Here is a 13,190-nt window from a genome sequence, read left to right on the forward strand (position 1 = left end):
GGCCTGCTTCTTCGGTTTCCTCGCTGCGTGGCGAGCGTTGTTCTTCGCGCGTGACAAGACCCGGAGCCCTTCGTGAAATGCGGGGGCTGATGATAATCGGCCCCATGATCGAAGACCTCCACCATGCCCCGCCGCCCGTGCCGTCCTCGGCGCTGGGTGCCGTCCGTCTCGCCGACTGGGGAGTCATCCGCGCCCAGGGCGAGGAAGCCGCCAAGTTCCTGCACACGCAGCTGACGCAAGACCTGGCCCTGCAGACGCCGGTCCAGGCCCGCCTGGCGGGCTATTGCTCGGCCAAGGGGCGCTTGCTGGCGACCATGCTGGCCGTCAAGCCGGACGAGCAATCTGTGCTCCTGGCCCTGCCCGCCGAGGTGCTGCCGGCGACGGTCAAGCGGCTGTCCATGTTCGTGCTGCGGGCCAAGTGCAAGCTCAGCGACGACAGCGCCGCCTGGTCGGTCTGGGGACTCTCCGGCGCCCAGGCGCGCGACTGGCTGGGCAGCGCCGCGCCGGCCGAGGTCTGGACAGTGGGCCGGCTGGCGCTGGCCGATGGCCGCGAGGCGCTCGCCACCCGCCTGCCCGACGACGGCCTCACCCCGCGTTTCCTGTTGCTGCAGCCCGCCGATGCCAGCGCACCGGCGCTGCCCGCGATCGACCCCGAGGAGTGGCAGGGGCTGGACGTGACCGCCGGTCTGGCGTGGATCCGCCAGGCCACGGTGGAACAGTTCGTGCCGCAGATGCTCAACCTGGAGCTGCTGGGCGGCGTGAACTTCCAGAAGGGCTGCTACCCCGGCCAGGAAGTCGTCGCGCGCAGCCAGTACCGCGGAACGATCAAGCGCCGCACCCACCTGTTCGCGATGGACGGCAGCGATGCCGACGCCACGCCCGGCCAGGAGATCTTCCACAGCGCCGATCCGGAGCAGCCCGCCGGCATGGTCGCCGGATTCGGGCGCCTGGAAGGACGCCCGCTGCTGCTGGCCGAGGTCAAGCTGGCCGCGCTCGATTCCGGCACGCTGCACCTGGGCAGCGCCCAGGGCGCCGTGCTCACGCCCCGCCCGCTGCCCTACGCCATCGGAGAGCCGCAATGACCGCGTCGCCGCCGACGCGGGCCCAGGCCCATCCGCCCGATCGCCCGGCCGCCGCGCCGGTCGAGCTCTACGTCTACTACCGCGTCCACTCGGACGATCTGGCGGCCGCCCTGGCCGCCTTCGAGCAGGCGCGCGGGGACCAGCCGGTGCGGCTGCTCCAGCGCCATGACAACGATCCGGTCTTCCAGACCTGGATGGAGATCTACGGCCCCGCACTGCCCGACGCGGCGGACGCGGAGCGCCGGATCGCCGCCGCCCTGGGCGCATTCGCGCAGGGCCCCCGCCACCGCGAGGCCTTCGCCGCCGTCGCCGGTCCGGGAGCGGCGCGCTGATGGAACACAACGTCTCCCTCATCTCGACGCTGGCGGCGGGCTTCGGCCTGGCGCTGATCCTCGGATTCGTCGCCGAGCGGCTGCGGCTGCCGGCGCTGGTGGGCTACCTGCTCGCGGGCATCGCGATCGGCCCGGCCACGCCGGGCTTCGTCGCCGACGTGGGCATCGCCGCTCAGCTGTCGGAGATCGGCGTGATGCTGCTGATGTTCGGCGTCGGCCTGCACTTCTCGCTGAAGGACCTGATGGCGGTCAAGCGCATCGCGTTGCCGGGCGCGGTCGTGCAGATGGGAGCGGCCACGCTGCTGGGGCTGGGCCTGGCGATGTGGTGGGGCTGGAGCGCCGGCGCGGCGCTGGTGTTCGGGCTGTCGCTGTCCTGCGCCAGCACGGTGGTGCTGCTCAAGGCGCTGGAGGCGCGCGGGACGCTGGAGTCGGTCAACGGCCGCATCGCGGTGGGCTGGCTGGTGGTCGAGGACCTGGCGACGGTGCTCATCCTGGTGCTGCTGCCGCCGCTGGCGCCGGTGCTGGGCGGCGCCACGCAGGCGGGCAGCGCCGACGTGCCGCTGTGGCGCACCATCGCCGAGACGCTGGCGCAGATGGCGGCCTTCGTCGTGCTGATGCTGGTGGTGGGCCGGCGCGTGCTGCCCTGGCTGCTGTGGCAGGTGGCGCGGACCGGCTCGCGGGAGCTGTTCACGCTGATGGTGATCGCGGTGGCGATCGGCATCGCCTACGGTGCCGGCGTGCTCTTCCACGTGTCCTTCGCGCTGGGCGCGTTCTTCGCCGGCATGGTGATGCGCGAGTCCGAATACAGCCACCGCGCCGCGCAGGAGTCGCTGCCGCTGCGGGATTCGTTCTCGGTGCTGTTCTTCGTCTCGGTGGGCATGCTGTTCGATCCGATGACGCTGGTGGACCAGCCGCTGCACCTGCTGGGCGTGGTGGCGATCGTGATGCTGGGCAAGGCGATCGCGGCGACCGCCATCGTGCTGCTGTTCCGCTATCCGCTGAACACCGCGATGACGGTGTCGGCCAGCCTGGCGCAGATCGGCGAGTTCAGCTTCATCCTGGCCGGCCTGGGCCTGCAGCTGGAACTGCTGCCCAAGGCCGGCATGAACCTGGTGCTGGCCGCGGCGCTGGTGTCGATCGCGCTGAACCCGGTGATGTTCGCGATGATCCAGCCGCTGCAGCGCTGGGTGCTGAGCCGCTCGGCCTTCGCGCGCAAGCTCGAGGCCCGGGACGATCCCCTGGCCGAGCTGCCGCAGACCACCGAGCGCCAGTACCTGGAAGGCCAAGTGGTGCTGGTGGGCTTCGGCCGCGTGGGCCGGCGCATCGCCCAGGCGCTGACCGAGCGCGACATCCCCTTCGTCGTCGCCGACCAGAGCCGCGAGACCGTCGAGGCGCTGCGCAAGCGCGGCATGGCGGCGGTCAGCGGCGACGCGAGCGACCCGATGGTGCTGGTCCAGGCCCACATCGCCAATGCCGCGATGCTGGTGGTGGCGATCCCCGACTCGATGCGGGCGCGGCAGATGGCCGACACGGCCCGCCAGCTGAATCCGGGCATCGAGATCGTGCTGCGCACCCATGGCGAGGAGGAGTCCGCGCTGCTGCGCAAGGAGCAGCTGGGCACCGTGTTCTACGGCGAGGAGGAGCTCGCCAAGGGCATGAGCCGGCATGTGCTGCAGCGCTTCAACGCCGACATCCCGGAGAACCTCTCGCCCGTGGCCACGCCGGCGCATTGAGCGCCGGTCTGTCCCGGCGAGGCACGGCCTGCCGGGGATTCGCTTGCTGAAGTCGGCCTCGCCCGCCTCCATCCGGGCCTAGCGATGCCGCCCCTCAGCAATCGCCGCTTTACATCGTCCGCTTAGCGTCGCCGCCCATGATCGACCTGCCCCTTGACCGCCCGACGCCCTCGCGGTCGTTTCGAGCCCGCCTCGGCGCGAGGCTTCTCGCCCGGGCTGTTGTCGCCGGGCTCGCCGGCGCGCTGCTGCTCAGCGGCTGCGGCGGTGGACCGCCGAAGGCGCGGCTCGAGGAGCAGCAGCAACAGCGCGAGTTCGCCGCCCGCGGCTACGCGCCTTCCGGCGAAGCGGTCACGGTGCAGTCGCTCGCCTGGCGGCTGCGGGGCGACGACGTGCGCCTGAGCCTGGTGCTGCCGGCCGGCGCCGGCGATGGCTCGGCACCGCGTCCCGTCGTGCTGTACCTGCCGGGCCTGGGCGAGTCCGAGCAGGCCGGCCTGGTCTGGCGCCGCGCCTGGGCCGCCGCCGGCTACGCAGTGCTGTCGGTGCAGCCGCTGGACGACGACGCGACGGCGTGGTCGTCCGACCTGGCCCGCTCGGCCGAATTCACCGAACTGGGCCGCCGCCACTACGCGGACGCCCAGATGCGACGCCGGCTCGCGCGGCTCGACGAACTGCTCGCCGAGGCCCAGCGGCTCGGCCGCCAGGGCGAGGCGCCGTGGCGTGCGCTCGACTGGTCCCGCACCGCGGTCGCCGGTTATGAGCTCGGCGCCCAGCTGGCGATGGCACTGGCGGGCGAGCGGCAGGCGGATGGCACGGTGCTCGCGCTCAAAACCGTCCGGCCGGTTGCCGCGATCGTGATCAGCCCGCAGCTGTTCGCAACGCCCGATCCCGCGCGCTACCGGGACGTCAGCGTGCCGGTGCTCGGCCTGACGGGTCCGGACGACAGCGACGTGCTGCAACTGGTGCGCGACCTGGCTTGGCGACAGGCGCCCTTCGCCGCAATGCCGCCGGGACGCGGTTGGCTGCTGAGCGCCAACGAGGTCCGCCATGCCGCGTTCGGTGGCAACGAGCCGCGGCCAGAAGATGCCGAGCGCGAGCGCAAGCGGATCCAGGCGGCGGAGGACCAGGCGCAGTCCCAGCCGCAGGGCCGCCGCGGCGGGGGACGTGGTCAGCGGGGACAGGAAGCGCCGGTGCGGATGGCGCCGGTGCCGCCGATTCCGGATTACCGTCAGCGCCACGCGCAGCAGCTGGGCCTGATCGCCGCGCAGCAGGTGAGCATCGCCTTCCTTGACCGGGAAATGAAGCGCTCCGAAAACGCCCGCGGCTGGCTCGCCGGCCCCGCTCAGAACTGGATGAAGCAGACGGCGACGCTGACACCGCCGCGTTGATCCGGCCGGCCGCACCGCCGAATAATTTCTGTATTGACAGAAACTTCTGTCTCGATACAGTCGCGACCATGGAACTCAGCAACACCGCCCGCCGCTTCGTCCTGCACTGGGGCGAAATGGGCAGCGCCTGGGGCGTCAACCGCACCGTCGCCCAGATCCACGCCCTGCTCTACTTCCACGGCCGCCCGCTCAATGCGGAGGAACTGGCCGAGACCCTGTCGGTGGCCCGCTCCAACGTCAGCACCAGCCTCAAGGAACTGCAGAGCTGGAACCTGATCCGCGTCACCCATGTGCTGGGCGACCGACGCGATTACTTCGAGACGACCGCCGATGTCTGGGAACTGCTGCGGACCATCGTGCGGGAGCGCAAGCACCGCGAGTTCGATCCGACGGTGCGGATGTTGTCGGAGCTGGTGGCCGAGGACAGCTTCCAAAACGAGTCGCCGGATGCCCAGGACCGCGTGCGCGAGTGCCTGCGGCTGATGCAGACGCTGGGCGCCTGGTCGGAGGAAATGATGCGGCTGTCGCCGTCGACGCTGGAGAAAGTGCTCAAGCTCGGCGCCAGCGTGCAGCGCTTCGTGCGCGGGGACGGATCCTGATCCGCCCTTTTTTTGGCGATGAGTTTCTTTTTTTACTGAAATATCGAGCATTCAGAACAAAGGAGGATGCGATGCGCTTCACCACCGATTCCGGCCGATCCGCGATCCAGCGCGATCCCGGCGCCTATCCGCTGACGCTCTACTTCGACGGGGCCTGCCCGATCTGCAACGGCGAGATGCGCAACCTGATGCTCCGTGACACGGCGGGCCTGCTGCGCTTCGTGGACATTGCCGCGCCGGGCTTTGCGGCCTTCCCGTCCGGCACCGACATGGCGGCGCTGATGGGAAGCCTCCACGGCCTGCGGGCGGACGGGCGTCTGTCGACGGGCTCGGAGGTGCTGCGCCTGGCCTACCGCGCCGTCCAGCTCGACGGACTGGTCCGCTTCACCGAGCTGCCCGGCCTGCGCTGGCTCTTCGATCGCGCTTATCCGGTCGTCGCGCGCCATCGCTACCTGGTGCCGAAGCCGCTGGCCCGGCTGGTGCTCGAAACCGCGCTGCGCCGTGCCGCCGAACGCCGTGCCGGCGCCTCGGCCTGCCGCGCCGGTGCCTGTTCGATCGAGGCCCGGCATGACGCTTCGACCTCGCCGGGCGACCCCGCTCGTCCGTCCGCCAGCACGTCGTCCGCGGCAACGGTTCCCACCGGGGACGCATCATGAGCGCCGCCCCGATCCGCTCGGTACTGGTCTGCGGCGCCAGCGGCTTCGTCGGCCGGCGCATCGTGCGCACGCTCCGCGAGGCAGGCCTGGCGGTGACCGCCGGCGATTCGCGCACGCAGGACTTCCAGCGCGACCTCAGTCCCGAGATCTGGTTGCCTCGCGTGACCGGCTTCGATGCCGTCGTGAATGCGGTCGGCCTGCTGCGGGACACGCCGCGCCGTCGGCTCGAGGCCATCCACCACGAGGCGCCGGTCGCGCTCTTCGAGGCTTGCGCCCGGGCTGGCGTCGCGCGGGTGGTCCAGATTTCCGCCAATGGCGTGGCGCAGAGCGCCACCCGCTACGCCACCACCAAGCGCGCCGCCGACGAGGCCCTGCTGCGCCTGCGCGCCGGGGGCCGCCTCGACGCCACCGTGCTGCGACCGAGCATCGTCTTCGGCCGGGGCGGCGCGAGCGCGGCGCTGTTCATGACCCTGGCCCGGCTGCCGCTGCTGGTGTTGCCGCGGGCGGCGGTCCAGGCACGCGTCCAGCCGGTCGCGGTGCAGGATGTCGCGCAGGCGGTGCTGCGGCTGTTGCAGGACGGCGGGCCCGAGCTGGTCACCGCCGTCGGTCCGCGCGCGCTCAGCCTGTCCGCCTTCATCGGCGAGCTGCGCCGCCAGAACGGGCATGCGCCGGCGCGGGTGCTGCCCTTGCCGGATGCACCGAGCCGCTGGAGCGCCCGGCTGGGTGATCTGGTCAGCGCGCAGCCTTGGAGCAGTGAGAGCCTGGCGCTGCTGGAGCAGGACAACATCGGCGACGCCGCTGCCTTCGAGCGTGTGCTCGGACGCCCGGCCGTTCCGGTCGAACGTTTCGTGGAGGCCGCATGGGCATCGGGCGTGTGAATTTCCGCCACCGCCGCACCCGGGTGGTGGCGCGTGCCGGGCTGATCGCGCTGTGGCTCGCCACCGGCGTGGTCAGCCTGATCGAGCTCGACGGCCAGAGCCGCGCGCTGATGGTGTCCGCCGGCACGCCCGAGGCCTGGATCGCGCCGGTGATCGTGGCAGGCGCGCTGGTGGACCTGATGATCGGCCTGGCGATGTGGCGCTGGCACCGCCGCTGGGTCTACCGGTTGGCCGGCGCGGTGATGCTGCTGATGACCGCGGTGGCGACGGTGATCCTGCCGACGCTGTGGCTGGATCCCCTGGGCAGCCTGACCAAGAACCTGCCGATCGCGATCCTGCTGCTGATCCTCGACGAGGATGCGCCGGCCTGAGACCCGGCCATCGCCCGGCGGCAGATTTCGGAACCTGACAACAACACCTCCAGGGAGGAACCCACCATGAACACCTATCTCGTCGTCAAGTGGCTGCACATCGTCTCGAGCGTGCTGCTGGCCGGCACCGGCTTCGGCTCGGCCTTCTACCTGTTCTTCGCCAACCGCAGCGGCTCGATCGCGGCGCAGGCGGTGGTCGCGCGGCTGGTCAAGCGCGCGGACTACTGGTTCACCACGCCGGCGGTGATCGTGCAGCCGGTCACCGGCGTGTGGCTGGCGATGCAGGCGGGCTGGACGCTGGACACGCCCTGGCTGGCCCTGTCGATCGGGCTCTACCTGCTGGCCGGCGCCTGCTGGCTGCCGGTGGTGTGGCTGCAGATCCAGCTCTCGAAGATGGCGGACGCCGCGCTGGCCAGCGGCCAGCCGCTGCCGGCGCGCTACTGGCGCTACGCCCGCTGGTGGGAGGGCCTGGGCTATCCGGCCTTCATCGCGGTGCTGGTGGTCTTCTACCTCATGGTGAACAAGCCGGCGCTCTGGGGGTGAGGCCCGGGTGGCGAGGCCGGGGATCGCCCCGACGCGGCAGCGGGATCGGCGACTCCCGCCACAATCCCGCCCCATGAGCTTCGAACCCACCCCGCTGCTGGACATGGCCAGCCCCGAGGCCAAGCGGGCCTCCTACGACACCCTGGTCGCGCAGACGCAGGCCCTGCTGCACGGCGAGCGCGACTGGATCGCCAACCTCGCCCAGTTCTCGGCGCTGGTGTTCAACGCCGTGCCGACGCTGAACTGGGCCGGCTTCTACCTGGTGAATCCGAAGGACGACCAGGAGCTGGTGCTCGGTCCGTTCCAGGGCAAGGTCGCCTGCGTGCGCATTCCCTTCAGCCGCGGCGTGTGCGGCGCCTGCGCCCGCACGCGCGAGCTTCAGTTGGTCGAGGACGTCCACGCCTTCCCCGGCCACATCGCCTGCGACGCGGCCTCGCGCTCGGAACTGGTGCTGCCGGTGATCGCCGGCGGCGTGCTGCGCGCGGTCTTCGACCTGGACAGCCCCGAGCCCGCCCGCTTCGACACCCTCGACGCCGCCGGCTTCCAGCGTGCGCTGGAGGTGCTGGTCGCCGGCACCGACTGGGCCTGAGCCGCATGCGCACGCGCACGATGCGCGCCCTCGCGGCGCTGGGCCTGGTCGCCGCCTCGGCCCTGTCGGTCGTGTCGATGCCGCTGTCGGCCGCGGAGCTCCGGCTCCGCGTGCTGGAGACCAGCGACATCCATATGAACCTGCTGAGCTACGACTACTACCAGGACCGCCCGGTCCAGGAGTTCGGCCTGGCCCGCACGATCACCCTGATCCATCGCGCCCGCGCCGAGGCGCCCAACAGCCTGCTCTTCGACAACGGCGACCTGCTCCAGGGCAATCCGCTGGGCGATGTCGTGGCCCGGGTCCGGCCGCTCGCGCCCGACCAGGTCCATCCGGCCTACAAGGTCCTGAACCTGCTGGACGTGGATGCCGCCAACCTCGGCAACCACGAGTTCAACTACGGCCTGCCCTTCCTGCGCCAGGCCATCGCCGGCGCCGCCTTCCCGTCTCTGAACGCCAACGTGATGGAGGCCGATGGGCGCCACCACGCCTTCACGCCCAGCGTGATGCTCGAGCGCGAGATGCGCGACGAGGCGGGCCAGACCCATGCGCTCAAGATCGGCGTGGTCGGCGTCACGCCGCCGCAGATCCTGGAATGGGACCGCCAGCACCTGGCCGGCAAGGTGCAGGTGCGCGACATGGTCGAGGCCGCCACCGAGCAGGTGAGCGCGCTGCGCCGGCGCGGCGCCGACCTGGTGGTCGTCATTGCCCACACCGGCATCGACAAGACCGAGCTGCCGCGGCTGTCCGAGAACATGGCCGCCCAGCTCGCCCGCGTGAAGGGCGTGGATGTGCTGCTGCTGGGCCATGCGCATACCGAGTTCCCCGGCCCGGGCTTTGCCGGTTACCCCGGCGTGGACCTGGCCAAAGGCCGGCTGTACGGCACGCCGGCGGTGATGCCGGGCCGCTGGGGCGACCACCTGGGCATCGTCGACCTGACGCTGCGGTCCACCGGCCAGGCCGCCGCCGGCGCCCGCTGGCGGGTGGCCGACAGCCAGTCCAGCCTGCGCCCGATCTTCGATCGCGCCACGCGCCGGTCCCTGGCGGACGCCGACCCGATGCCGGCGGTCGTCATCGCCCGGGAGCACCAGGCGACGCTGGACTACGTCCGCAGCCAGGTCGCCGTCGCCGACCGGCCGATCCACAGCTACTTCTCGCAGGTGCTGGACGGCAGCGCGGTGCGGCTGGTCGCGCAGGCGCAGCTGGCCTATGCCCGCAAGGCCGTCCAGGGCACGGCGCTGGAGAAGCTGCCGATGCTCAGCGCCGCGGCGCCGTTCAAGTCCGGCGGCCGCCAGGGCTGGACGCAGTACACCGACATCCCAGCCGGCCCGGTCGCGATCAAGCATGTCGCCGACCTGTATGTCTACCCGAACACGATCAAGGTGGTGAAGCTCACCGGCGCCCAGGTGCGGGACTGGCTGGAGATGTCCGCCGGCCAGTTCCGCCGCATCGACCCGCAGGGGCCGGCGCGGCAGGAGGTCGTCGACACCGGCTATCCGAGCTTCAACTTCGACATGATGCTCGGCCAGGACGACGCGCTGCGTTACGAACTGGACCTGACCCAGCCGGCGCGCTTCGACAAGGACGGCCAGCGCCAGGGCGAGGGGCGCCGCGTCGTCAACCTGACCTGGCGCGGCCAGCCGCTGGACGAGCGGGCCGACTTCCTGGTCGTGACGAACAACTACCGCGCCTACGGCGGCGGCCACTTCCCGGCATTGGCCGCCGACAAGGTCGTCGTCGACGCCCCGGACGAGACCCGCGAGGCGGTCGCCCATTTCCTGGCCGCGCAGCCCTCGCTGAGCGCGGCGGTGGCGGCGCCGTCCTGGCGGATCCGGCCGGTGCCCGGCGTGGCGATGCAGTTCGTCTCGGGCAACGGGGCCATCGCCCACCTGAAGGAGACGCCGCAGGTACGTCAGGTGAAGGACAACGGGGACGGCTCGTCGCTGTTCGAGCTCGCGCCCTGATCGGCTTCGCGCCCGCCGCAGGGCGCTCCGGAAACGACAACGGCCGCTCGACGCGGCCGTTGTTCATGGCTCAGGCACCTGGCTCAGACATGGATGTCCAGCAGCGCGCCTTCCGCCCGGATCTGCGTCTGCAAGACGCGCAGGTTGGCCACGTACGCGTACGTGGCCGACTTCTGCTCGACGATGTCCGTCGCCAGGTCCTCGCCCGGGGCGGGCAGCTTTTCGACCCGGGTCGTCACGCCATTGCCGTCGGCGGCGGTCTCGGCCTCGATGCGCTCGCGGCGATAGCCCGGCGTCGCGACATTGGCGATGTTGTTCGCGGACGCCCGCAGCCGTTCATTGGCGGCGGACATCCCGGACAAGGCGGTCGACAGGCTGACGGTGGACATGGGTTTCTTTCCAGTGACCCGGCCTCAAGCGCACGGGCATGTCGCCGTCATCGGCAGATTCCGGAGGATCTTTAGAAAAGAAATGGCTTTCCCCGCCATTTCTTTGGATCGTCGATCCGCTATTCGCCCAAATCACCCAAATGACCCAAAGCGCCCGGATCACCGGGGCGCCGCCGAGGGGTCGGGGCCTCAGGCGCCCGCCAGTTCCTCGAAGCTCCCGCTCGAGATGAACACCCGGACCGAGTCGCCGCCGGAGGCCTTGGCCTCGGTGCAGGCCAGTTGGCCGGCGCCCAGCACCGCGTCGACGGTGTCCAGCGAGGGCTGCAGCTGCACGACGCCCAGGCTGGCCTTCACCCGGGCGCGGTGCAGGCCCCAGCGCAGCCGGAAGCTGGCGATGGACGAGCGGATCTTCTCGGCCACGATCTGGGCGTAATGCTGGTCGCAATCGGGCAGCAGCACCACGAAATGATCGTTCTCCAGCCGCGCGACGGTGTCGGACGCCCGCACCTTGGTGATCAGCATCTGGCCCAGGCCGTACAGGAAATGGTCGGCGACTTCGGCGCCCATGCCCTGGATGACCTCGGTGAAGCGGTCGATGTCGACGAACAGCACCGACACCGGTTCATGGCGGCGGCTGCCGACATGCTCGGCCAGGCGGCGCTCCATCTCCCGGCGGTTGGCGAGCTCGGTCACCTCGTCGTGCTTGGCGGACCAGGTCGGCTGCAGCCGCTGCTGACGGGCGGCGGTGACGTCCTCGACGATCCACATCGCCTCGCCGGCGGGTTGCTCCCAGTGCACCGGGGTGGCCTGGAGCCGGCCCCAGAAGCGCGAACCGTCGCGGCGGACGAACTCGACCTCCTCGTCCAGCGGCCGCCCGCCGCCGAAGGCGGTGCCCATGCGGGTTTGCAGCGCCTGGTGGGCGGCATCGGACACGACCGAGCCGCGCTGGTCGGTGCCGCTCAGGTCGGTGTCGTCCCCATGTCCGAACAGGTGGTTGAAATGCTCGCTGACCACCTCGAAACGGCCGGCGGCCACGAAGGCCACGGCCAGCGGCGCCCGCACCAGCAGCGCCCGCATGCGGGCGGCGATCGGGTCGGCGGCGTCGTGTTGGGATTGCATGTCGTCTCCTGGCGTATGGCGAAGGTGTACCTGTTTTGATCAGGCCTGGGAACCCCGGACAGGCCCCCGTTCCGGCGCCCGGACGGCTGCCTCAGGGCGGCGGCGGTGCGATCTGTTCCGCCCAGTCGTACAGGGCCGACAGGATGTCCCCGGCGCGTTCGTCTTCCGACTCCTCCGCCGCCTGGGCCAGCGTGTCGATGCGCTCGAAGAAGGCTTCCAGCGTCTGCGCCCCGCCCTCGCCCGCGTGCAGCCGCGCGGCGCGGTGGTGCTCCCAGCGTGCCACCTCGTCGCCGCTCAGGCTGTCCGGGAAGTTGCGGGCGCGGTAGCGGAACAGGAGCTCCTCCAGCCGCCCGTCCTCGAACGCGACCTTGCCCTGCGCGACGCGATCGGCCAGCGCCTCGGGCGACAGCCCTCGCAGCCGCTCGAGCGCACGCCGGTCGTCGTTGGAGACGAAGCCGCCGTACAGGTCCTCGTCGACATCGACGCCGCCCTCGCCGGTCGGGCGCTGGAACACCCGCGACCAGACCTGGGCCAGTTCCCCGCCGCGGGTGGCCAGCGTGTCCGCGTGCGCCAGGCCCCGGGCGATGTCCAGGCCCCAGCGCGCGGCCATCTCCGGCGACAGGATCTTGAGCGCCGAGATCACGATCGGCGACTTGTTCAGATGGATGGTCTTGATCGGCAGCCGCGTCACGCCGTCAGGCAGCTCATCCTGCTTGGTGTAGAGGCGCAGCCGGATCGCCTCGGCGTCCAGCCCGAGCAGCTCCGCCGGATCGCTGGCCAGGTCCCAGACGATCAGTTCGTTCTTGTTGGTCGGATGCGGCGCCAGCGGCCACACCAGGGCGATGCAGCCCCGGTCCGGGCCATACATGCCCGACACATGCAGGAAGGGCCGGTTCGTGCCGATCTCGGCCCAGACGGCGTCCTTGCGGCGCAGCTTCAGGCAGAAGTCCCACAGCCGCGGCTGCGCCTGCCGGACCCGTCGGGCCAGCGCGATGGTGGCGCGCACGTCGGACAGCGCGTCGTGCGCCGCCTCGTGGGCCAGGCCGTTGGCGGCGGTCAGGTGCTCCAGCTTGAAGGACGGCCGGCCGTCCTCGTGCCTCGGCCACTGGATGCCCTCGGGCCGCAGCGCATAAGCGCAGCGCACGACGTCCAGCAGGTCCCAGCGACCGCAGTCGTTCTGCCACTCGCGGCCATAGGGATCGATCAGGTTGCGCCAAAAGAGGAAGCGGGTGACCTCGTCGTCGAAGCGGATGGTGTTGTAGCCCAGGCCCACCGTGCCCGGGCGCGACAGCTCGGCATGGATGGCGGCGGCGAAACGGTGCTCGGGCAGGCCCTGCTCGGCGCAGGTCTGCGGCAGGATGCCGGTCAGCAGGCAGGACTCGGGATCGGGCAGCGTGTCGGTGGGCGGCTGGCAATAGACCATCAGCGGCTCGCCGATCTCGTTCAGCTCGGCATCGGTGCGGATGCCGGCGAACTGGGCCGGGCGATCGCGGCGCGGCACGCGCCCGAAGGTCTCGTAGTCGTGCCAGTAGAAAGTCATCTCATGCATG

At 71.1% G+C, this 13,190-nt stretch carries 14 protein-coding genes; 11 read left to right on the top strand and 3 right to left on the bottom strand.

Annotation, left to right across the window (positions count from 1 at the left end; all coding sequences use genetic code 11):
• The first annotated feature begins 104 nt into the window (after nucleotides 1-104).
• The 11 genes from ygfZ to CS062_RS11780 all read left to right on the top strand — a co-directional run bounded on the left by ygfZ (nucleotide 105) and on the right by CS062_RS11780 (nucleotide 10,132).
• The gene (ygfZ, locus tag CS062_RS11730) at nucleotides 105-1,082 is read left to right on the top strand and encodes a CAF17-like 4Fe-4S cluster assembly/insertion protein YgfZ (protein ID WP_099861814.1); all 978 of its coding nucleotides are present in this window, start codon (nucleotides 105-107) and stop codon (nucleotides 1,080-1,082) included.
• Complete coding sequence (locus tag CS062_RS11735) at nucleotides 1,079-1,414, top strand: DUF4936 family protein (protein ID WP_099861815.1); 336 nt, start codon at nucleotides 1,079-1,081, stop codon at nucleotides 1,412-1,414. The genes ygfZ and CS062_RS11735 overlap by 4 nt, the downstream gene beginning before the upstream one ends.
• Nucleotides 1,414-3,147: a cation:proton antiporter domain-containing protein gene (locus CS062_RS11740; RefSeq protein ID WP_099861816.1), complete on the top strand. Its 1,734-nt coding sequence runs from the start codon at nucleotides 1,414-1,416 to the stop codon at nucleotides 3,145-3,147. The genes CS062_RS11735 and CS062_RS11740 overlap by 1 nt, the downstream gene beginning before the upstream one ends.
• 137 nt (nucleotides 3,148-3,284) lie before the next feature.
• Nucleotides 3,285-4,532 carry an alpha/beta hydrolase family protein gene (locus CS062_RS11745; protein WP_099861817.1) on the top strand — a complete coding sequence of 416 codons (1,248 nt, stop codon included), beginning with the start codon at nucleotides 3,285-3,287 and terminating at the stop codon, nucleotides 4,530-4,532.
• Nucleotides 4,533-4,600: 68 nt separating this feature from the next.
• On the top strand, nucleotides 4,601-5,131 hold the full coding sequence (locus CS062_RS11750) for a GbsR/MarR family transcriptional regulator (protein WP_099861818.1): 531 nt from the start codon (nucleotides 4,601-4,603) through the stop codon (nucleotides 5,129-5,131).
• Between the two features lie 71 nt (nucleotides 5,132-5,202).
• Nucleotides 5,203-5,787: a thiol-disulfide oxidoreductase DCC family protein gene (locus CS062_RS11755; protein WP_233218028.1), complete on the top strand. Its 585-nt coding sequence runs from the start codon at nucleotides 5,203-5,205 to the stop codon at nucleotides 5,785-5,787.
• Entirely contained in the window at nucleotides 5,784-6,665 is an 882-nt protein-coding gene (locus tag CS062_RS11760) for an NAD-dependent epimerase/dehydratase family protein (protein ID WP_099861819.1), read from the top strand. Before CS062_RS11755 ends, CS062_RS11760 begins: the two co-directional genes overlap by 4 nt.
• The gene (locus tag CS062_RS11765) at nucleotides 6,647-7,036 is read left to right on the top strand and encodes a DoxX-like family protein (RefSeq protein WP_099861820.1); all 390 of its coding nucleotides are present in this window, start codon (nucleotides 6,647-6,649) and stop codon (nucleotides 7,034-7,036) included. Before CS062_RS11760 ends, CS062_RS11765 begins: the two co-directional genes overlap by 19 nt.
• A gap of 66 nt (nucleotides 7,037-7,102) precedes the next feature.
• Nucleotides 7,103-7,579, top strand: a complete 477-nt coding sequence (locus CS062_RS11770; protein ID WP_099861821.1) for a DUF2269 family protein — start codon at nucleotides 7,103-7,105, stop codon at nucleotides 7,577-7,579.
• 73 nt (nucleotides 7,580-7,652) lie between these two features.
• Nucleotides 7,653-8,168, top strand: coding sequence for a GAF domain-containing protein (locus CS062_RS11775; RefSeq protein WP_438270473.1), 516 nt, complete (start codon nucleotides 7,653-7,655; stop codon nucleotides 8,166-8,168).
• Nucleotides 8,169-8,173: 5 nt separating this feature from the next.
• Nucleotides 8,174-10,132, top strand: coding sequence for a bifunctional 2',3'-cyclic-nucleotide 2'-phosphodiesterase/3'-nucleotidase (locus tag CS062_RS11780; protein WP_199174226.1), 1,959 nt, complete (start codon nucleotides 8,174-8,176; stop codon nucleotides 10,130-10,132).
• 83 nt (nucleotides 10,133-10,215) lie between these two features.
• Here CS062_RS11780 and CS062_RS11785 read toward each other — a convergent pair whose 3' ends face one another.
• The 3 genes from CS062_RS11785 to sbcB form a co-directional block, all read right to left on the bottom strand.
• Nucleotides 10,216-10,521, bottom strand: a complete 306-nt coding sequence (locus tag CS062_RS11785; RefSeq protein ID WP_099861822.1) for a flagellar basal body protein — start codon at nucleotides 10,519-10,521, stop codon at nucleotides 10,216-10,218.
• A 189-nt stretch (nucleotides 10,522-10,710) separates the two neighbouring features.
• On the bottom strand, nucleotides 10,711-11,640 hold the full coding sequence (locus CS062_RS11790; protein ID WP_099861823.1) for a GGDEF domain-containing protein: 930 nt from the start codon (nucleotides 11,638-11,640) through the stop codon (nucleotides 10,711-10,713).
• Between the two features lie 91 nt (nucleotides 11,641-11,731).
• Complete coding sequence (gene sbcB, locus CS062_RS11795) at nucleotides 11,732-13,189, bottom strand: exodeoxyribonuclease I (protein WP_099861824.1); 1,458 nt, start codon at nucleotides 13,187-13,189, stop codon at nucleotides 11,732-11,734.
• Nucleotide 13,190 lies beyond the last annotated feature (1 nt).

The sequence above is a fragment of the Roseateles chitinivorans genome, from assembly GCF_002761755.1.
In the GTDB taxonomy this organism is placed as follows: Bacteria; Pseudomonadota; Gammaproteobacteria; order Burkholderiales; family Burkholderiaceae_C; genus Roseateles; species Roseateles chitinivorans.